This is a genomic window from Fischerella muscicola PCC 7414, from assembly GCF_000317205.1.
GTDB classification, from domain to species: Bacteria; Cyanobacteriota; Cyanobacteriia; order Cyanobacteriales; family Nostocaceae; genus Fischerella; species Fischerella muscicola.
The window spans coordinates 50,534-69,150 of record NZ_AJLK01000125.1 but is presented as its reverse complement, the minus strand read 5'-3'; the positions used below and the strand labels follow the sequence as shown (position 1 = coordinate 69,150).

The 18,617-nt window shown below is 40.3% G+C and carries 20 protein-coding genes and 2 tRNA genes; 11 read left to right on the top strand and 11 right to left on the bottom strand.

Translation table 11 applies throughout. The features are described from left to right. The first annotated feature begins 187 nt into the window (after window positions 1–187). The gene (locus tag UYI_RS0120425) at window positions 188–1,141 is read left to right on the top strand and encodes a PhoH family protein (RefSeq protein WP_016868526.1); all 954 of its coding nucleotides are present in this window, start codon (window positions 188–190) and stop codon (window positions 1,139–1,141) included. Between the two features lie 82 nt (window positions 1,142–1,223). Further along, a complete protein-coding gene (locus UYI_RS0120420; RefSeq protein ID WP_026086072.1) occupies window positions 1,224–1,634 on the top strand; it encodes a ChuX/HutX family heme-like substrate-binding protein in 411 nt (136 codons plus the stop codon). Window positions 1,635–1,854: 220 nt separating this feature from the next. Here the strand turns inward: UYI_RS0120420 and UYI_RS0120415 are convergent, their stop codons facing one another. The 5 genes from UYI_RS0120415 to UYI_RS0120395 all read right to left on the bottom strand — a co-directional run bounded on the left by UYI_RS0120415 (window position 1,855) and on the right by UYI_RS0120395 (window position 5,204). Then, window positions 1,855–2,409 carry a protoglobin domain-containing protein gene (locus UYI_RS0120415; RefSeq protein WP_016868524.1) on the bottom strand — a complete coding sequence of 185 codons (555 nt, stop codon included), beginning with the start codon at window positions 2,407–2,409 and terminating at the stop codon, window positions 1,855–1,857. A gap of 34 nt (window positions 2,410–2,443) precedes the next feature. Continuing rightward, window positions 2,444–2,908, bottom strand: a complete 465-nt coding sequence (locus tag UYI_RS0120410; protein WP_016868523.1) for a hypothetical protein — start codon at window positions 2,906–2,908, stop codon at window positions 2,444–2,446. A gap of 100 nt (window positions 2,909–3,008) precedes the next feature. Next, complete coding sequence (locus tag UYI_RS0120405) at window positions 3,009–3,596, bottom strand: roadblock/LC7 domain-containing protein (protein ID WP_016868522.1); 588 nt, start codon at window positions 3,594–3,596, stop codon at window positions 3,009–3,011. 187 nt (window positions 3,597–3,783) lie between these two features. Further along, complete coding sequence (locus tag UYI_RS0120400) at window positions 3,784–4,332, bottom strand: GTP-binding protein (RefSeq protein ID WP_016868521.1); 549 nt, start codon at window positions 4,330–4,332, stop codon at window positions 3,784–3,786. Next, on the bottom strand, window positions 4,332–5,204 hold the full coding sequence (locus UYI_RS0120395; RefSeq protein WP_016868520.1) for a DUF4388 domain-containing protein: 873 nt from the start codon (window positions 5,202–5,204) through the stop codon (window positions 4,332–4,334). Before UYI_RS0120395 ends, UYI_RS0120400 begins: the two co-directional genes overlap by 1 nt. Before the next feature lie 798 nt (window positions 5,205–6,002). Here UYI_RS0120395 and UYI_RS0120390 point away from each other — a divergent pair. Continuing rightward, on the top strand, window positions 6,003–6,764 hold the full coding sequence (locus tag UYI_RS0120390) for a DUF6816 family protein (protein ID WP_016868519.1): 762 nt from the start codon (window positions 6,003–6,005) through the stop codon (window positions 6,762–6,764). A gap of 71 nt (window positions 6,765–6,835) precedes the next feature. On the opposite strand, the gene UYI_RS0120385 is transcribed toward UYI_RS0120390, so the two are convergent. Beyond that, the gene (locus tag UYI_RS0120385; protein WP_016868518.1) at window positions 6,836–7,324 is read right to left on the bottom strand and encodes a DUF2243 domain-containing protein; all 489 of its coding nucleotides are present in this window, start codon (window positions 7,322–7,324) and stop codon (window positions 6,836–6,838) included. 232 nt (window positions 7,325–7,556) lie between these two features. Between UYI_RS0120385 and UYI_RS0120380 the strand changes: the two genes are divergently transcribed. The 5 genes from UYI_RS0120380 (at window position 7,557) to UYI_RS33020 (ending at window position 11,413) form a co-directional block, all read left to right on the top strand. Beyond that, on the top strand, window positions 7,557–9,374 hold the full coding sequence (locus UYI_RS0120380; protein WP_016868517.1) for an ABC transporter ATP-binding protein: 1,818 nt from the start codon (window positions 7,557–7,559) through the stop codon (window positions 9,372–9,374). A 274-nt stretch (window positions 9,375–9,648) separates the two neighbouring features. Then, complete coding sequence (locus tag UYI_RS39785; RefSeq protein ID WP_268742276.1) at window positions 9,649–9,771, top strand: hypothetical protein; 123 nt, start codon at window positions 9,649–9,651, stop codon at window positions 9,769–9,771. An 89-nt stretch (window positions 9,772–9,860) separates the two neighbouring features. Beyond that, a tRNA-Tyr gene (locus tag UYI_RS0120370) sits at window positions 9,861–9,943 on the top strand. Between the two features lie 65 nt (window positions 9,944–10,008). After that, window positions 10,009–10,080, top strand: a tRNA-Thr gene (locus tag UYI_RS0120365). Window positions 10,081–10,354: 274 nt separating this feature from the next. Then, a complete protein-coding gene (locus UYI_RS33020) occupies window positions 10,355–11,413 on the top strand; it encodes a tyrosine-type recombinase/integrase (RefSeq protein ID WP_016868515.1) in 1,059 nt (352 codons plus the stop codon). 4 nt (window positions 11,414–11,417) lie between these two features. Here the strand turns inward: UYI_RS33020 and UYI_RS0120355 are convergent, their stop codons facing one another. From UYI_RS0120355 to UYI_RS0120340, 4 genes are all read right to left on the bottom strand, one after another. After that, entirely contained in the window at window positions 11,418–12,458 is a 1,041-nt protein-coding gene (locus UYI_RS0120355) for a hypothetical protein (protein ID WP_016868514.1), read from the bottom strand. A 617-nt stretch (window positions 12,459–13,075) separates the two neighbouring features. Further along, the gene (locus UYI_RS0120350) at window positions 13,076–13,732 is read right to left on the bottom strand and encodes a methyltransferase family protein (protein WP_016868513.1); all 657 of its coding nucleotides are present in this window, start codon (window positions 13,730–13,732) and stop codon (window positions 13,076–13,078) included. A gap of 74 nt (window positions 13,733–13,806) precedes the next feature. Continuing rightward, on the bottom strand, window positions 13,807–14,589 hold the full coding sequence (locus tag UYI_RS0120345) for an SDR family oxidoreductase (RefSeq protein WP_016868512.1): 783 nt from the start codon (window positions 14,587–14,589) through the stop codon (window positions 13,807–13,809). 93 nt (window positions 14,590–14,682) lie between these two features. Further along, window positions 14,683–15,495, bottom strand: a complete 813-nt coding sequence (locus tag UYI_RS0120340) for a hypothetical protein (protein ID WP_016868511.1) — start codon at window positions 15,493–15,495, stop codon at window positions 14,683–14,685. A gap of 159 nt (window positions 15,496–15,654) precedes the next feature. On the opposite strand from UYI_RS0120340, the gene murG reads away from it, so the two are divergent. The 3 genes from murG (at window position 15,655) to UYI_RS0120325 (ending at window position 17,606) form a co-directional block, all read left to right on the top strand. Then, window positions 15,655–16,728 (top strand): undecaprenyldiphospho-muramoylpentapeptide beta-N-acetylglucosaminyltransferase, encoded by a 1,074-nt coding sequence (gene murG / locus UYI_RS0120335; protein WP_016868510.1) that lies wholly within the window; start codon window positions 15,655–15,657, stop codon window positions 16,726–16,728. Between the two features lie 60 nt (window positions 16,729–16,788). Next, window positions 16,789–17,232 carry a hypothetical protein gene (locus UYI_RS0120330; protein ID WP_035138838.1) on the top strand — a complete coding sequence of 148 codons (444 nt, stop codon included), beginning with the start codon at window positions 16,789–16,791 and terminating at the stop codon, window positions 17,230–17,232. 113 nt (window positions 17,233–17,345) lie between these two features. Next, window positions 17,346–17,606 carry a DUF6737 family protein gene (locus UYI_RS0120325; RefSeq protein WP_016868508.1) on the top strand — a complete coding sequence of 87 codons (261 nt, stop codon included), beginning with the start codon at window positions 17,346–17,348 and terminating at the stop codon, window positions 17,604–17,606. A 48-nt stretch (window positions 17,607–17,654) separates the two neighbouring features. Here the strand turns inward: UYI_RS0120325 and UYI_RS0120320 are convergent, their stop codons facing one another. Further along, window positions 17,655–18,563 (bottom strand): DUF1338 domain-containing protein, encoded by a 909-nt coding sequence (locus UYI_RS0120320; protein ID WP_016868507.1) that lies wholly within the window; start codon window positions 18,561–18,563, stop codon window positions 17,655–17,657. Window positions 18,564–18,617: the final 54 nt, after the last annotated feature.

Sequence of the window (18,617 nt, the reverse complement as noted above, 5' to 3'; positions counted from 1 at the left end):
CACCCCCTACCCCTCTCCTTGCTAAGGAGAGGGGTGTCCGATCGGACGGGGTGAGGTTACTTTCAAATCAGAGGACAGAGAGTACCCATTACCGACGCCAACGCATAACATAAGTGTTTCAGTGGACATGATACTTATTAGAACAATAATTTCTGCAAATATAAGCTATTGGTAATACAGTAAAACTATGGCAGATGCCTTAACAATTGAACTGCCGAATATCGCAAGTGCAATCACTCTGGCTGGACAAGGAGAAGAAAATCTCAAAACTCTGTCTAAGCAAACAGGGGCCAGGCTGGTGCTGCGAGGACAGGAACTACATATTTCTGGAACAGACAAACAAGTTGATTTAGCTTCTCGATTAGTGCGATCGCTCGAATATCTGTGGAGCAAAGGTAATATTGTTTCTAGTGCTGATATTCTCACTGCTCGTCAAGCTTTAGACACCCATAGAGAAGATGAACTGCGAGACTTGCAAAAAGATGTCCTGGCAAAAACTCGTCGAGGCGAAGAAGTCCGCGCTAAAACTTTTCGGCAAAAACAATATATCCAAGCCCTACACAAGCACGACATGATTTTCTGTACCGGACCGGCTGGTACAGGTAAGACCTTCCTGGCGGTAGTTATAGCAGTACAAGCACTTCTGGCTAATCAGTATGAAAAGCTAATTCTCACTCGCCCTGCTGTTGAAGCAGGTGAAAAACTTGGTTTTTTGCCAGGAGACTTGCAACAAAAAGTCAATCCCTATCTGCGTCCACTTTACGATGCCATCAATGAATTTATCGATCCAGAAAAGGTACCATCATTGATGGAAAGAGGTGTAATTGAAGTTGCTCCTTTAGCTTACATGCGGGGGCGCACACTCAATAATGCCTTTGTGATTGTGGATGAAGCCCAAAATACTACAACTTCCCAGATGAAAATGGTGTTGACTCGCTTGGGTTTTAACTCCCGTATGGTCATTACAGGTGACATAACACAAGTCGATTTACCATTACATCAAGAATCTGGGTTGACAATGGCAATCAAGATTTTGAGGCACGTGGAAGGAATCGCTTTTTGTGAATTTAGCCAAAAAGATGTTGTGCGTCATGCCCTAGTTCAACGTATTGTGAATGCATACGAACAGTATGAAAAGTAGTGATTAGTTGGTAGTTGGTTGTTGTTTGGAAAAAATAACAACCAACAATCAACAATCAACAATCAACAAGGAAAAAGGACAAATGAAAAATACATTAAAAGAATTTTTGGAAGCTTGCGAAACTTTGGGAACTTTGCGTTTAATTGTCACTAGCAGCGCCGCAGTCTTGGAAGCGCGGGGCAAAATTGAAAAGTTGTTTTATGCAGAGCTACCTAAGGGTAAATACGCAAATATGCATACAGAAGGTTTTGAATTTCACTTAAACATGGACAAAATTACTCAAGTGAAATTTGAAACGGGTGAAGCAAAGCGGGGTAATTTCACCACCTATGCAATCAGATTTATCGACGATAAACAGGAACCTGCTTTGAGTCTATTTTTACAATGGGGTAAGCCGGGTGAGTATGAACCGGGACAAGTAGAGGCTTGGCACATTCTCCGGGAAAAGTATGGAGAAGTTTGGCAGCCTGCACCCTTGTCAGAGATTAGTTAATAGTTGTTGTTTGTTGATAGTTGTTTGTTGTTTGTAGAGGAAGTGCAAGCAAAGATCGAGCCATTGTCAGCAGCCCAACAAAAAATTAAGTTGAATTTATGGTAGTGCAGGGTATGTGGAGAATGCGCCCTGTAACTTATTTGTGCTAAACACAGGTAGGAGTTTTTGCAAACCACTAATCAATAGTTAACCCAATCAGATAACAAGGTATTTGTTAGACTTACATAGAGCGCGCGCCAGTAGCAATTAAACGCCTAAACAAACCTTGAGTCCAACCAGTTTCTCTAAGAACAGCATCTGATGATACCTCTACATAAGCTTGCTCAATAAATGCTAAATCAATCATGCAGATGCGGCTAAGGGCTTCTTTGAGGGCTTGGTTTTGACCATCAACTTGTATGCGCTTTTCTACTTCGTGGATTACTGTCGCCATTGCTGGAACAACGTGCTGAGGTCCAATCCCTATACGGACGTGAACTAAACCGATTTTCCAACGGCGATCAGCATAAGCTTGGCCCCAGTCATCCATACCTGTAAACATTTCGTGAAACCATTGAATAAAGGTTTCACGTAAGCGATGAATACGCCCGTTTCCATCATGCAAAATTGCACTCATTTCCGCATCACGCCCCAGGTAGGCATAAAAATGGTCAGCCATTTCGGGAGCAACTTGTAAACCCCAGTCGGCTTGGGACTTCAGTGTGGCTTTGTCCTCATCTGTTAAGCCTACACGCTGTTCTAGGGTAGACAAAAAGGCGAGTGTTTCTAAAGGCATTATCAATTTCTCCTTTAACAACTAAACAACTAAATTATGACAATTTGGTAAATTCAAATACATCATATTTGCCACCACGCAATATACATTCAGTATGCTTACCTTGCAGGCGTTGATTAAAAGTTTCTTCTAGTACACCCCAAATAGCACCAAGGGTATAAGTACATTTACGCTGTGAACCTTGGGGTTCATCAGCAGAACATAAGGTTTCTGATGTATGTACCTTGATTACCTCATTATCTTCTTGGACAATTTTCTCGACTATACACAGACGAGTGCCATCTTTACCGAAAACATAATCGAGTTTGTCGGCTAGTTCCTCTAAGGACATCGACGAGTTTGCTAGGTCTAATTCTTGAGCTAAGGTTTTGCCACGATAACGACCTGCCGCAGTTAAAGCGATCGCAGTTGCTTTTTCGCCCAAAGCCTCTTCCATACCTGTAATTGCTGCCTTGAAACAGATAATACTGCTAAAATCCCCTAAGATAGGACGTAACATCTGTGATGCTCCTGTAAATTCAATGCAATTTGAGATAGGAATCTTAAGATATAAAATTGGTAATCCAAACACTTGTGTATGGACTGTTTTGTGTTTCTAGTCAGGCTAACAGAGGCGAAATTCTTGCCACAGCACGTTTGACTTCTAGAAACAGTAAGCCTTGTTTGACTCCTGCACCAGCAAGTACTAATAAAACTGCATCACTCCCACAAGCAACTAAGACCCCGTAGCCTTTTTCTCCTTCCACAACAATACGTTCTACATTCCCACGAACTAGTTCACGACCAATCCGTTCACCCAAGGACAGCATAGATGCAGACATAGCAGCAGTTCGTTCTTCATCCATCCCACCTGGTAACACAGAAGCCAAAGCTAAGCCATCTGGACTTACTAAAGCCGCACCTTGAACATCAGAGGTTCCAGACACAAAGTTTTGCAGTTCGTCTTGCAACATTGAGACGTTAATCATGAATTTGCCCTCCACAATATTTAATACAGATGTATGAGTCTTCTGGGTAGTTGTAGTGAAAACAGAGTCTACCGTTACCACTGGTAACGAGTGTGCTGTATTTTCCGCAATTGTTGATTCTGGTAAATGTGCTTTTGTTAACAAGTGTGATTCTTGCGACACAGAGGATTTTGCTTGAAATCCCCTGGTCAGTAGTTTTAGTAAGTAGCCCAGAAGCATAGCGGTTAAACAGCAGACTATGAATAGCGTGATAGCGATCGCATCATCTGCGGTCAATAGCTGACTCCAAGAATTGAGACAACTCAAGTACAAGTAACAAGGAAAATTCCGGATAACAGGACAAAAATTTGTTACTCGTCTTATCTTTTACATTTTGTTTAGAAGTTTGTTACAAAAATCAAACCTGTTATTGCGTAGAATACTGATAATATTTGGCAAATTCTTCTAGCAGGGCAATTAAACTTTTTTTTACAGAAGCAGCTTCCGTAGGATTAACAGATATTATCGGTAATCTGTTGTTTTCGTCTAATAACCCCAAAGTTAAGGCTATATCTTCCATCTGCCAAGCATCAGGGCAATCAGTATGAGTTAACCCTATTAAACATGGTATTTTTACCCGATGCTTCATAAACTGAAGAATTTTTCGACCATAGCGCAGATGTTCTGGACGGTGTGCATCAATTAGCAAAATGTAGGCATGGGCTTTCTGAATTAAGATATCCCACATGAAATCAAAGCGTGCTTGTCCAGGTGTGCCATAAAGATGTAGTGATTGGTTGGGTGCAATAGTCAATCGCCCAAAGTCTAATGCAACTGTAGTTTTGTCTTTCAGGAGTGCGATTTCATCAGTTGCTTTTCTATCGGTATCTACCGTTTCGATTTCACTGATGGTACGAATAAAGGTTGTTTTACCTGCACCTACGCCCCCAGTGACTACAATGCGTAGGATTTCCATTAATTATTACTCCTCAAAAAGCCAACTAGATTTTGTAAAAATAAAGTACTGATCTTGATTGTTTCCATGACTGGAGACTGTCGTGATTCCAAGAAATTAACTAAGTTTAAATCTACAGGATAATCACTCAGTTCTGGTGTTGATGCCATCAAGGGAACTTCTTCTACTAAACAAGCTAATATTAACCGAAAAGCTGCTTGCTGAACTAAAGCTATTGGTTGATTGAGTTGAGATGCGATCGCGCTTAAGGCTACACTACCATTAGCGAATTCCCACACCTGCCACTCTAAAGCATGTAAATGAATTTGTGGTTTACCTTGGGCAATACTGCGTATAGCAGAACTAGGATCTGGAAGTGCATCAGCTAATATTTTCCAGTTTTTTATTGTTCTTAAAGCCATGAGAGCTACTTCTGTAGCCCTTAGACTTAACCCTGTCATTTCTTGAGCAGGTAAAGGTGCTTTGCTATCGAGTTTAAATACACCTTTTTGAATTTCAAATAACTGTCGCACCTGATGGAGTTGACTTGCAAATAATAAATTTAATTGCTCAGTATTGAGTAAACCTTGTGCTTTTAAATATAAACCAAGGGGCTTGTCCCTGGAAAATATTTGTCGATATTGTTCTATAAGTGAGTGATTTAACCACTTTCTTTGAGCAATTTTGTAGACTAAACCCTGACCATTTAAGCGGTTTGCTGCTGCAACTACACGTCCCTGTTTAAACCAGATGTAATAGTATTGTGATTTTGATTCAGGACTATGAATATCTGGTAAAGTACATACACTTAAACACCCAGATTTTCTGCCTTTGTCAATTATTTGAAATAACTCAGCCAAAGAAAAGTCAGTGAAGGAACTAGAGAGGTTCATTAGTTCATCCAAACATAAATAAAGTAATTTATGAAAGATTACACCCTAATAAATAACTGAATACCCTGTCGGTTTTAACTGACTACTATTCAATAATGAGAAACACCTACAAACTTGAGTTAACTCTTTTGTTTAGAGATTAAAGAATGACCAAAACAAATTAGATTTAGGAGTTCATAATTGGAAATTCAAGTTATAAACCCCCAACTCAGCACTGTAGGCTAATAATTTTAATTTTCCAGTTCTCAATTCAATTCACATCTTACTCTAACAACTTTTTACCAACAAGCAAGGTTGATAATTGCTATTTTGCAAAATTATTTACATTTTTGTTGTCACATCATTCAGAAGCATAAATATAGAATTCGCTTATTAGAATGAGTAATTTTACTAATTAAACTACTTATTTTTGATGTGAATTCAGTAATAACACTAAAAGCGTTATTTTACAAGTATCAAATAAAACTTTATATTTACCTGATTCTAATTCTTAAGCTCTTCATGGATACCTGTATCAAGCAAAAAAGCATCAATTTACATGACTTTTAGACAAAATATGTGGAAAGTACACATGCCTAGCCAAATTATGAGTCTTTTTCTAATCCAGCTTCTCTAAGCAGAAAAATAGGCTTTGAAGACTACACACTCTTCAGTATTTTTGTAATCAGGCAATGTTTTTATTGAGTTTATTGATTTGATAGCTAAATTTAGTAACGAAACTGCAACATAATTTCTAATTAGATGAGCTTTTAATCCAGAAAAATTTACATTTTGCAAATCATACTGCTGATAATTAATATGAGGAAAATCTGGGGTTTTTGCTTGATTTTTTTATTCCTGCTGTGGAGTGGAGATGCAAAGGCGGGAGAGTTAGCCAAACGTTTAGATAGTTTCCCTGTTTGGGAAAAAATCACTTCCACAAAACCTGCTGTGGGAGATTTAATATATCCTGACTGGATGGCGGGTGATTGGCAACTTGTTAGCACCCTTGTAGATATGGTTGCACCTTTAGCTCCTGATATTATTACTCCTGGGTTTGAGGGTAATCGTCAGTATCTGAATCAGCCTCTAAGGTTTCAAGTAAGATTTGTACGAGAAAGCACACCTGTTGCTGGGTTAAAAATTAACTCTGTTGCTGATACTAAATCAGCAGTAGTTGCAGATAGAGCGTTCAACGGGTTAAATTTGGCACGGGCTTATTTGGGTGACACAGCTGTAATCTCTGTCAAGGTAGATCCAGATTCACCCAATCGTCAGATAACGTTTTTACGTCATGAACGTCAGCTAGTTTCAATTGTTTCTGCACGCGCTACAGAAACTACATCCGATGGTAGGTTTATTACAACCGAAGTTTTTCAACAACTATTTAAAGGTGGTGGACGTCCCTATTTCAACTCTGTAGAATCTACGACTGCTTACCGCAAATTATCTACTTCCAATCCAGTCATAGAAGCGGATCAAGTTACTGCTGTTTACCTTTCACCACAAGATCCGGATTATTTTAAAGCTGGTTCTCGTCCAGTTGCTTTATATAGATATCGCTTGGAATTCTTGCGATAGTTGTAACATTTCACAAAATTCTTGATACAAATCTTCCCCCTTGTCCTCCTTCCCTTGTCACCAAAATGGTATTACTTATCAGTTGTTTGTGGTAAGCCTTGTAACATGATCCAGCCAACGACAATTAGCAACACACCGCTACCTAAAAAACCCAAATCCCAGGCTAATTGATGCACTCCTGGTTTCACATGATGAATACCAAGAATTTGATGGTCTATTAATCCTTCAACTAGGTTAAATAATCCAGCACCGATGAGTAAAGAGCCAACAAAAGTATTTGCTGACCAAGGTACATCATCGCGTCCTCCGGCGCGCCATAGCAACACCACTCCGATCACAGTTAGTACCCAGTCCAACGCATGAAACAAACCGTCCCAGACCATGTTTAAATCTATGTTAGATTTGCTGACCAACGGTTGAATGCTGCTTAACATATGATGCCACTGCAAAATCTGATGCAGCAGAATACCATCGACGAACCCTCCTAGTCCCAAGCCTAAAAAAATTCCAGCAGCAATTAGGGGAGTGCGGTGGTTGCTTGTCTGGTTACTTGTCTCCATTACCGACCTCATGAGGCTTTACCACACGATAAAACTTTTTTGATGCGTTATCTTCTGCCTGGAGATAAGTAGTACTGAAAAATGGGGGAAGGGTAAAAGGGAAAGGGGAAAAGGACTTTTTTAATTTCTTCCCAAAGGATAATTTAGCAATCTGCCTCTTGACTACAATGTAATATACATGTAGTATAAAACTTCCAGAGCTAAAGGCTCATGCTCTTGGACAGTGTGCATCATGGCTAACTTTAGAGATATTCTCAATTACTTTCGTCCCTACTGGGGGCTGAGTATTTTCAGTATTGCAGCTACCAGTGTTTACGAGATTATCGATTTGGTCGTACCGTATGCGATTGGGCAGATTTTAAATGTGTTGTCTAACCAACCGTTAGATAAGCCTCTTGTAGTAGCGATCGCCACAGTTGCAAACATTATCAATTACCCAGTCAATCAACTTCTATCTTTAGGTGTATTGCTGGGTTTAATTTTTCTTGTCACCGTGGTAAGAGCGCCGACACAACCTTGGTTAACTAATTGGTTTCATTGGGATATTGCCTTAAGGGCGCGTCGAGATCAACATCAAAAAGCGATTGAAAAGATTCTCACCTTACCCCTAGAATTTTATGACGAAAATAACCCCGGACGCATTGCCGGACGAGTAGCTAGAGGTGTCGCCAACCACACTTGGACTTATCCCGAAATCGCCGGACAGATGATTCCGAAGCTGTTTAGGGTGTTAGGAATTTTTGTATTTATCTGGTTTGTGGAGTGGCGAATCGCGATTTTGTATTTAATTTCCTTTGTGGTTATTCTTGGTTTTACCTTGAGAAAGTTAAAGCGACTAGTTTGGCATGATAACCGCTTGGATAAGTACTCTGAAGGAACAGAAAGTCGGACTTCGGAAATTATCAGTAACATTAAAACAGTAAAAGCATTTGCCACAGAAGCAAAAGAACTAGAACGACAAAAAGTCCGTTTAGAACGTGAACTAACTGTTGTGGATTATCGTATTCACAAAGGTTACGTGAAACTGAATACCTGGCAAAGAACTGTGATTCAGTTTTGCGTGTTCACGATCTTAGGTTTGACGCTAGTAGAAACTGTAGCTGGTAGGATTTCTCTTGGTCACTTTATCATGACACTAACTCTTTCGAGCATGGCTTATGCGGAGTTGGAACCGATTAGCATGTTATCCGAGATTTTCGCCCGTCGCTACAGTTCTATGGTGCGGTTTCACGAATTTCTACAAGAACCATCTGGGGTTGATTCAGTCGGCCTTTTGGAAAAACGGCAACCAGATTCTGCTTATCAATTTACAGGAAAAGTTGAATTTTCCCACGTCAGTTTTGGCTACGATCCTCAGCGTCCAGTTTTGCAGGATATCAATCTCTTGATTGAACCATATCAAACAGTGGCATTGGTGGGAAGGTCTGGTTCGGGTAAATCTACTTTGGTGAAATTACTATTGCGCTATTTTGAACCGAATGAAGGTCAAATTCTGATTGATGGTCAAGATATTCGCACTCTAGATGTGGGGAATTATCGCCGGAGATTAGCTATAGTTCACCAAGAAGTAGATGTATTTAACGGAACTGTCTTAGATAATCTCAAGTATGGTAGACCAGATGTCAGCTTTGAGCAAGTCGAGGAAGCTTGTAGAATCGCCAGACTTGATGAAGTTATCCAGCATCTACCCCAAGGTTATTACACTGTTGTCGGAGAAAGAGGTGTAAGGTTATCTGGTGGACAAAGACAGCGCCTGGGAATTGCTAGGGCGTTACTAGTAGAACCAGATGTGCTGATTTTTGACGAAGCGACTTCTAGCTTAGATTATGAATCGGAACGTTCGATTCAATTGGCGATGCGATCGCTCCAAGGAACTCGTACTACGATTGTGATTGCTCACCGCTTGAGTACAGTCCGGCAAGCAGATCAGATTGTGGTTTTAGATCAAGGCAAAATCATAGAAGTAGGTAATCACGAAGAACTTCTGCATCATGGTGGTATTTACCATCGCTTGCACGCACTGCAAGAGACTGGTGAATTACTGAGTTAGTGGTTGGTGGTTGATGGTTGATGGTTGATGGTTGGTGGTTGGTGGTTGGTGGTTGTACCAGACGTGCCATGGCACGTCTGGTACATTGGTTAGTGGTGAGTCCAGCCCCCCAAAAAGGCGGTTCCCGTCACGTAGACGCGCTCATAGGCTTAAGGTAAGGGTATGCGAACCCCCGTAGACGGGCGAAGCCCGGCTTCAAGGTAGAGTACCCGGAGGGCTTAAGGCAGGTAGCGGCTTAAGGCAGGGTAGTGGCTTAAGGTAAGGGTAGGGTTAGTTGTTAGTTGTTAGTTGTTATTCCTCTACTCCCCATCACCCCATCACCCCATCACCCCATCACCCCATCACACTTCCCCACACTCCCCACCTCTCCATCTTTCTCTTGACTAATGACCAATGACCAATGAAAATTGACCAAATTAAGTTTTTTTGAAAAAAAGCTTGGAAATTCTAAAAGCTTGTGCTACTATTATTAATCGTGGGTCTCACGGGTCGGTGTCCGAGTGGTTAATGGAGACGGACTGTAAATCCGTTGGCTAGCGCCTACGCTGGTTCAAATCCAGCCCGGCCCACCTCTCAAAAATTAAAAATGTAAAATTAAAAATTTAGTTTTACATTTTTAGATTATATAAATTTTGCCCGTGTAGCTCAGTGGTAGAGCACACCCTTGGTAAGGGTGAGGTCACGAGTTCAATCCTCGTCACGGGCTTTTTGCTTTTATTATAATTTTGTAGCTGTAACTCTTGAATTGCAAGGGTTCCAGCTTTTATATATGAAAGGGATGCTATTACTATGACTGTTTTTTGAATATCAGTCTTGTGTTTTGACTATCATTTGACTATCATAGAATACACCTTAAGATAGTCAAATTTCTACATGGACATAATACAGAAAGCTACTAGAGGTTCAGTTGGTATTGAATCTTTCCGCGATCGCTAAGGATTAGATTACCTAGAGAACTTTACAGTGGCAAACAAAAGTACTTGGGGCTTGGTTTAGCTGACACTCCCGAAAATCGACAGATTGCAGAACAAAAAGCACATGAAATAGAACAAGATATTAGAAGTGGATGCTTTGATGAGACACTGGCTAAGTACAAACCTCAAAGACATTTATCTATAGTTAAACCAGAGGAACCATACACAGTATTAACAATATCCCAATTATGGGATAGGTATATTGACTGCAAGCGTCAAACTTTAAAACCTAGAACCTTAGATAAACTATCTGTCCTGGAAAAACATATTAAACGCTGTCCTTATCAATCATTAGACGAAGGTATCAAAATTCGTATTTCGCTGTTACAACAAACTACCAATTCCCAAGCTAAAGATGTATTGATGTATCTTTCAGCTGCTTGTAAATGGGGTATGAAACATGGTTTAGTTGCTTTTAATCCTTTTGAAGGAATGTATAAAGAACTTCCCAAGCATAAATGGCAAGAGGATTCACAACCGAATGCGTTCAGTGAAGAAGAGAAAGAAAAGATTATTCAGGCTTTTAAAAATCACAAACCAGCAAAAGGTATCGGCTACAGCCACTATGCACCATTTGTAGAGTTTTTATTTTTAACAGGATGCAGACCATCAGAAGCAATTGGTTTGCAATGGAAGCATATTACATCAGATTGTTCTAGGATTTCTTTTGAAAGTGCATTGGTTCAGGTAGGAAATGGTGAAAGAGTGAGAGTTAATGGTTCCAAAAATAATAAAAAGCGAGTTTTCAACTGTAACCAAAGACTACAGCAATTACTCCTAGAAATTAAGCCTGAAAATCCTGAACTAGAGTCATTAGTTTTTCTCTCTCCAGAAGGGCTGTCAATTCATTACAGAAATTTTTCTCGCCGCGCTTGGGATAGAATTGTCGATCCGATAGCAGGACGCAAAACAACTCCTTACTCTTGCCGTGATACTTTTATATCTGAGCAAATTGCTAAGGGTGTTCCTACTGCTGTAGTTGCCAAGTGGTGTGATAATTCTGTGGAGATGATTGAAAAAAAGTATCTGGATTTTAATTTTTTAGAGCAAATAAAACCGTTATAGCTGATCATTGAGTGGAACTATAGGCAACACCAGTAGCACTATAACCAGCTTCTCGCTGCACAACAGTTTCTTGAGTGCGAAGTTCGATTTCTGTAGCACCATTAGGATTAAATCGGGCGTAATAATCGAAATTTCCTTTACCTAAATAGCTTGTCCAATTATCATCAGAACCTCTTTTGGGAGCTATCTGTGTGGGAATATTATAAACACTCAAACTAGGAGTCTGTTTATTGTAGAGATTCATTAACAGTTGTCCATTACGACGGAAGACTCTGACGGTTTGAGTATTGGTTTGAAATGCCAGCAAGGTTTCTTCGTTTGCTTCAGAATTATTTGGCTGAGTTGTGGCAAGAATTTGTCCTGTCTCCTGAATCACACCACCACGAGAATTCACCAGCTTTAAAGTGCATCTGCCATCAGAAAAAAATCTCACACTAGTTACAGTTTCACCCTCTGATCGATATGAGACACTACCATCAATATTGCTTACCCGCGTAGTTGGGGAATTATGCAGGTGTCTTGTGCTTGGAGGTTGACTCTCGAAAGTCATGTAGGGTTGCCCTTGCTGCCATTTTATGTATGCAATATGGCGCTGTCCATCACAGGTGATGTCACTTTGCCCAGTGGTGACTTTTTGTCCTTTTTCCTCCACTGTCACGCTTCCAGCTATGCTTTTGACAAGTAGAGAACATTTGCCGTCAGAAAAAAACGTTACTGTTGTTGTAGTTTCTCCTCCTGAGATGTAAGCAATACTGCCATCTTTATTACTTACCCGGGTAGCTGGTGCATTATGTAAGTGTCCTTTGCCTGGAGGTTTACTCTCAAAAGTTATCCGGGGTTGTCCTTGTTGCCAGCTAATATCTGCAATATTTAATTGTCCTTCACAGGTGATATTTTGTCCCACTGCCTGAGTCAGTTTTGCATCTATGTGAGTGACAGAATTTAGGGCAATGGTTGCATTAGATGCAATTTTTGACCAAGCAAGCGATACCTCAGCACTTAATAGCACTAAAGTGGCTAATGTCGTTGTAAATATGCGTATCATAATCAGTGGATTCAAGCACAGAGAGTCAATCACTGCCTTATAGATTTGCCAAGCTATTTTGGCAGGTTCCGAAATTCAAGAATTCGGAATTAGAAATTGAGTTTACTGCTCTTTCTAGAAGTTTTTGACCTCGGGATGCTAATTTAATTAATTAGCGATCGCAGCTTGCAGCTTCGATAACAAAACTCTTAATTGGAAATGAAATGATTTTCCAATGGCACATCCTAACCCGTATGAAAAAAATCGTTAATTTTGTAAATTTAGTTTGGCAAAATTCATGTTATAATTTGATGACATACCTGCGAAAAACTAACTACTAACTATCTTTAAAAAGGCAAAAAAGTTCTTCGTTAGATTTATCATTGGCTTCTCTGTTAATAGAATTCAATTCTTATTAGAAGAACATTATCATATCTTATTAAGATTTTTGTTAATATATATAAATTTAATTAGCTTATAGCTATAGCAGAAAAATAAATAATTTCTTATGCAATAGCAGTCCTATCTGATGTGTAAAAATTGAAAGACTCAGATCCCCAAATTCTTTAAGAAGTCGGGGATCTTTTGGTTCACAAATGATTTAGGATTGCTATAACTTGATGGAAGTGTGTCTTTAACTACCAAACAAAAGGAATTAAACGACTACTAGATTTCTGATAATCAGCATAGTTCTGATACTTGGCAGACATAGACTGTTCTTTTTGATAAATACGTTGCAAATAAATAATTAATATTACTGCTGGAACTAAATAAGCCCAAACAGAACCAGCTACAACTGCAAAACTCAGATACCGCAACAAATCACCAAAGTAATTGATGTTGCGGGAAAAGCGCCAAATATGATCACGAACTAATTCTGCACCGTATTGCTTGGCTGTCAGTTTTTGGATATCGGCGGTGGCGTTGATGAGAGTGCCAAAGATGTATAAAGGTAATGCTACAGCAGTAGCGATCGCTGATAAGGGAACAGGATTAGTAAATGCTAGGTATCCTGGTAATGAATAAAAAGCACCGACAAATAAGAGGGACAAGATAAAGCCACCAATTCCTACAGGTTCACTAAATATCTGTCGCCGTTGGGGGAAAAGCCACTGTTCCAGCAACCACCAGAGACAGTAGCTGACATGCAGACACAGATATATTACTTGTCGTAAGTCTTGGATACCAAAAACAAAACTAAAAATCAATAACAAGACAATAGTTAAAACTTTGGCTATGTTAATCGCCGTCAGTGCTGTCAAACCTGTTTTTTGGGCGTTGGCGGTATTTTCCATGAGTATAATGACCCAATTATCTTAATTGAGAAGGCACAAGGGAGTCCCGATCCCCGATCCCTGTTCCCTTTTAATTATCTACGACGATTTACGAGTGTCGTGCTAGCTTGGTCGACAGGCATCAAAATTACTTGATTAATATTGACATGGGATGGTCGGGTGGCACAGAAAAATACTACATCAGCGACATCTGCGGCGGTGAGGGGAGTTACTCCTTGGTAAACTTGGTTGGCACGTTCTGTATTACCATGAAAGCGCACTTCGCTAAATTCTGTTTCTACCATACCAGGGTCAACAGAACTGACTTTCACAGAAGTTCCCAGCAAATCTTGTTTTAAACCTTCAGAAATCGCTCTCACTGCGGCTTTTGTACCACAGTAAACGTTACCACCGGGATAAGTTTGATAGCCAGCGATCGAACCAATATTGATCACATGACCGCGATCGCGACTTACCATCCCAGGTACAACATAGCGGGTGAGGTAGAGTAAACCCTTGATATTAGTATCAATCATTTCTTCCCAGTCCGTGAATTCCCCCTGATGCAGTTTATCTAAACCACGACTTAAACCGGCATTGTTGATGAGAATGTCAATTTCGGACCAAGCGGGGGGAAGACTAGATATAGCAGATTCCACAGCAAAGCGATCGCGTACATCTAACTGTAATAAATGTATTTGTTCGGGTGTGCTGTGGTACTTTTCGACAAGACTATTTGCCAACTGTTGCAAACGTTCCTGACGTCGCGCCGCTAAAATCAATTTTGCCCCAGCACTAGCGAATACTGTCGCACAAGCAGCACCAATACCACTACTTGCACCGGTAATCAGAACAATTTGATTTTGGAGAGAAAGCATTTTTGGTCAAGGGTCAAGGGTCAATACTCAAGTGTCAAGGGTCAATCGTCAATTGTCATTTGTAAAAACTTTGGACAATTGACAATTGACAAGTTATTTTTTCACCACTTGCATTCGTTGAGTGATCATTGTCATACCATCTCCGCGCATAATCACCGCCGATACCCATTGACTACCAGGAGTCATGGGTGCTTTACCAATTTTGAAAAGTCCACCAGATGAAAGTAATTCTAAATCTACAGGTGTAGGACTGAGATATTTGTTTGGTTGGATTGGTTCTTCTAAAGCTGTTCCCAAAATATAATCTTCGCCCAGAGGTTCTTGGACGATCGCATCAAAATTATATTGCTGACCGATTGACACCTGTTGTGGCAATTTAAAATCAATTTGGGGTGGTTTACTACCAGAAGTAACCTGAGTACGTTCGGACAAAATGTCTTGGCGAAGGATTTTTCCCCCAGACACTTGCTGTCGCGAGGTAATTGTGGCTGATAGAGCCATATTATTATTGTTCGGGGAAGGTAAGCCAGTTATTTTTGTCACTGTGTCGGCAATAATGACATTACCTTGAGGTTTCCACGACTGCAATTGTGTACTGTATTTAAGCTGGGGATATTGTTTCCAAAGCGCATTCAAAGCTTGTTCCATGCTTTGATAGTTTAAACCATCCCCATGCTTGAAATTGGGGCTGTAGAATTGCATTACCGCTTTGACATTACGCTGATTTGCAGCTGTATCAATTTGGGTCAAGAGGTTCTTGAGTTCAGGGGGTGCGTTTGTTGGCGTACTAGCTTGGGCGCATTTCCAACCAGCAGTAAAACCGAGAGTGAGTAGTAGCAAAAGCAGCCAACGGCTGGATGCAAAGCGTGATTGGCGTTTAGATAGTAGGAGAATCAGTCTACGCATTGGTATTTAGTTGGTAGTTTGACTACAAAAGAAATTTCCATCTTAAAATCAAACCCATTAATGTAAAGCTGTTGCAGATTAATTTCCGAAACAGTTTACAACAAGTCGGGGAAATTGTTTTATCTTAGTGAAACTAAGCGTTGACATGGTAGTGGGTAGATGGTAGACGCACCAATAAAATTATTGATAGCAGCAAGTGGGACTGGCGGACACTTATTTCCAGCGATCGCATTGGCGCAAGAATTGCCAGATTATCAAATCGAATGGTTAGGTGTACCCAACCGACTAGAAACTCAGCTTGTCCCCCAACAGTATAGATTGAATACTATTTCTGTTGAAGGATTTCAAAAAGGTTTTGGCATATCATCGCTACTGACAGTAGGTAAACTGGTCGGTTCTGTTCTTAAAGTGCGGAAAATTTTACAAAATGGTCAATTTCAGGGAGTATTTACCACAGGAGGATATATTGCTGGCCCGGCGGTAATTGCGGCGCGATCGCTAGGTATACCCGTGATTCTCCACGAAGCAAATGCTTTACCAGGAAAAGTCACTCGCTTTTTCGGGCCTTGGTGCAATGCAGTAGCATTAGGATTTGCAGTTGCTGCTAAGTATTTACCCCGCGCCAAGACAATTTATACTAGTACTCCAGTACGTTCGGAATTTTTAGAACCAGGTGTCGCCTCATCACTAGATTTAAGTATTCCGGAGAATGTACCAGTAATCGTCGTCTTTGGTGGTAGTCAAGGCGCAGTCGCCATTAACAAGTTGGTGCGTGAGTGTGCAACAGCTTGGTTTGATGTTGGTGCTTGGGTTGTGCATTTGACAGGAGATAAAGATCCAGAAGCAGAAAGTTTAAAACATCCGCAGTATATATCTCTGCCCTTTTATAACAACATGGCGGCGTTACTGCAACGGGCAAATTTAGCCATCAGTCGTTCTGGTGCAGGTAGTTTAACAGAATTAGCAGTGTGCGGTACACCTGCAATTTTAATTCCTTATCCGTTTGCAGCGGAAGACCATCAAACCTATAACGCCCAAGTATTTACTTCAGTGGGTGCAGCGTTGATGTTTCAACAAAGAGAATTGACAGTTGAGAAATTGCAAACAGAAGTTTTGCGATTATTACAGTCTCCACAAGAGTTAAAAGTAATGGGAGAAAAAGCCAAAACTATTGCACCTGCTGATAGTGCAGAGAAATTAGCGCAGTTAGTGCGGGAAATAGTAGAAAAATAGAGGAAAATGGAAATGTTACGAATTAAAACCAACTTTTAACAACAGCAACTAACTGTGCTTATGGGTAGCTTCATCAAGCGATCGCTATGTTATCCTTTTATGGCTTCCTTGCTCATCGGGTTAACGTGTAATTCAACCATTGCTCAGAATCACAGTAAACATTTTCAGATTAAGCAAAAACCCCCTCAAACTATCAAGATTTCTCAAACAACCCAAGGCATTGATGAAAAAACAGCCCTCAATTTAGTTTGGAAACTACCACAAGTACAACGTAAAGCCAGAGAAATCGAAAGACTCTCAAAGGGAAAAATACGTGTTGCAGCGATGGTTGATGGTTCTCCAACTCCAGAAGCACCTTACTACACAGTTCAAGTATATGAAAATCATGTAGATTACATTGACACAATTTATTGGTTTCGTGTCTTAAGTCCGAGTGGTGATATCCAAGTTTTAGATATCATCCAGAATGAATACGTATCTCTAGAAAAATGGAAACCCAATTAAATCAGTGATTGGTAACAAATAATAGGTAATTGGTAATTAGTAGTTCTATTCTCCATTACCCATTACCAGCAACGCCTGAATTCCCAGTCTTACCTAGCTGAGAACTGAAGTCAATGTCTGAACGCAAATCTATAAGTCCTTGGAAATTCAAACCTTGGTGGTGTCAGCCTTGGTCTATCCTGCTCACAGGTACAATGCTGATTAGTGGCAGCTGGGTAATATTCAAGATAGTGTGGCTAACAGTTCTGATTGCCATTCCTGTAGTTATATGGATGGGTTTTTTCTTATTAATCTGGCCACAATTGATAATTCGCAGTGGCATTTTGGAGTCGTATCAATTATCAAAAGATGAAATCCCAGATCAAAATAGTTAATTGTTGGTGATTCTTCCCAACAACAACCAACAAACAACCAACAACAAACTAATTCTGTATTCGAGTCATTTCAAACAACTGTTGGGCATTTCTGCCTAAGAAAGCATCAAACAACACTCGTTTACCTGATTCTTCCACCATATAGCGTTGGGCAATTTCATAATAGGCGTAAGTCCAAGGAATCTGAATTTCCGTATCAGTAAACTCATCTAAGACTGTTACTATCTCTGTTACTGCTTGGGTTGCTGTTTGTCGTAAACCACAAGCAACATCCCCTTCAATTTCTGCTTTCATCGGTACGCCTAAATTCTCCAAACCACGGGCGGTAGTATCAATATCTGGATATTCTGGAGTATTCTGCCGATTCACATAGCCTGTAAAGTGGTTCACAGCGTAACCGTGCAATAATACCCAAGCACCATATTGAGTGACTTTATTCACCTGTTCTACTACCGAACGTCGGGGAGGTTGCCAAGGGCAAGTAAAAATTTTCTGGAGTTCCTTGGCAAGACGTTTTGTTTTATGCTCAAAAGTCTTAAATATTGCTGAAGGATTCAGTAAGTTGACACCAGTTACCGTTTGTTGAATGAGTTGAATAGTTTCTTCTGGCAATTCATCCACAATCAACTCGCTAATAAACAATTTGGGTAAGTCAAATTCTTCTTGTTGTGGATGGCGATAATGACGAGCATAGAGATGGGTTTGACTAAAACTATACTCTCCAGCCACCTCATAACCTAAAGCTTCAGCAACTTGCCCCAAATACTCAATTCCCAAATTGACTTTACCCTGTGGACTATCCACAGTCATACGTAAAGACCGGAAAGCGATGTGATCATTAGCAACAGTGCCACCTGCTTTAGTGATCATTTGTGCGTAGGTGTGAGCATAACTTACCCTACTGCTATATTCTCGCCAAAGTAATTCCCATAGGTGACAAGCAATTTCGGGATTCATATCGGATTTTGTGAAGTGCGGAAGCCAAGGAAGACAAGGGGGACAAGGAAGAAA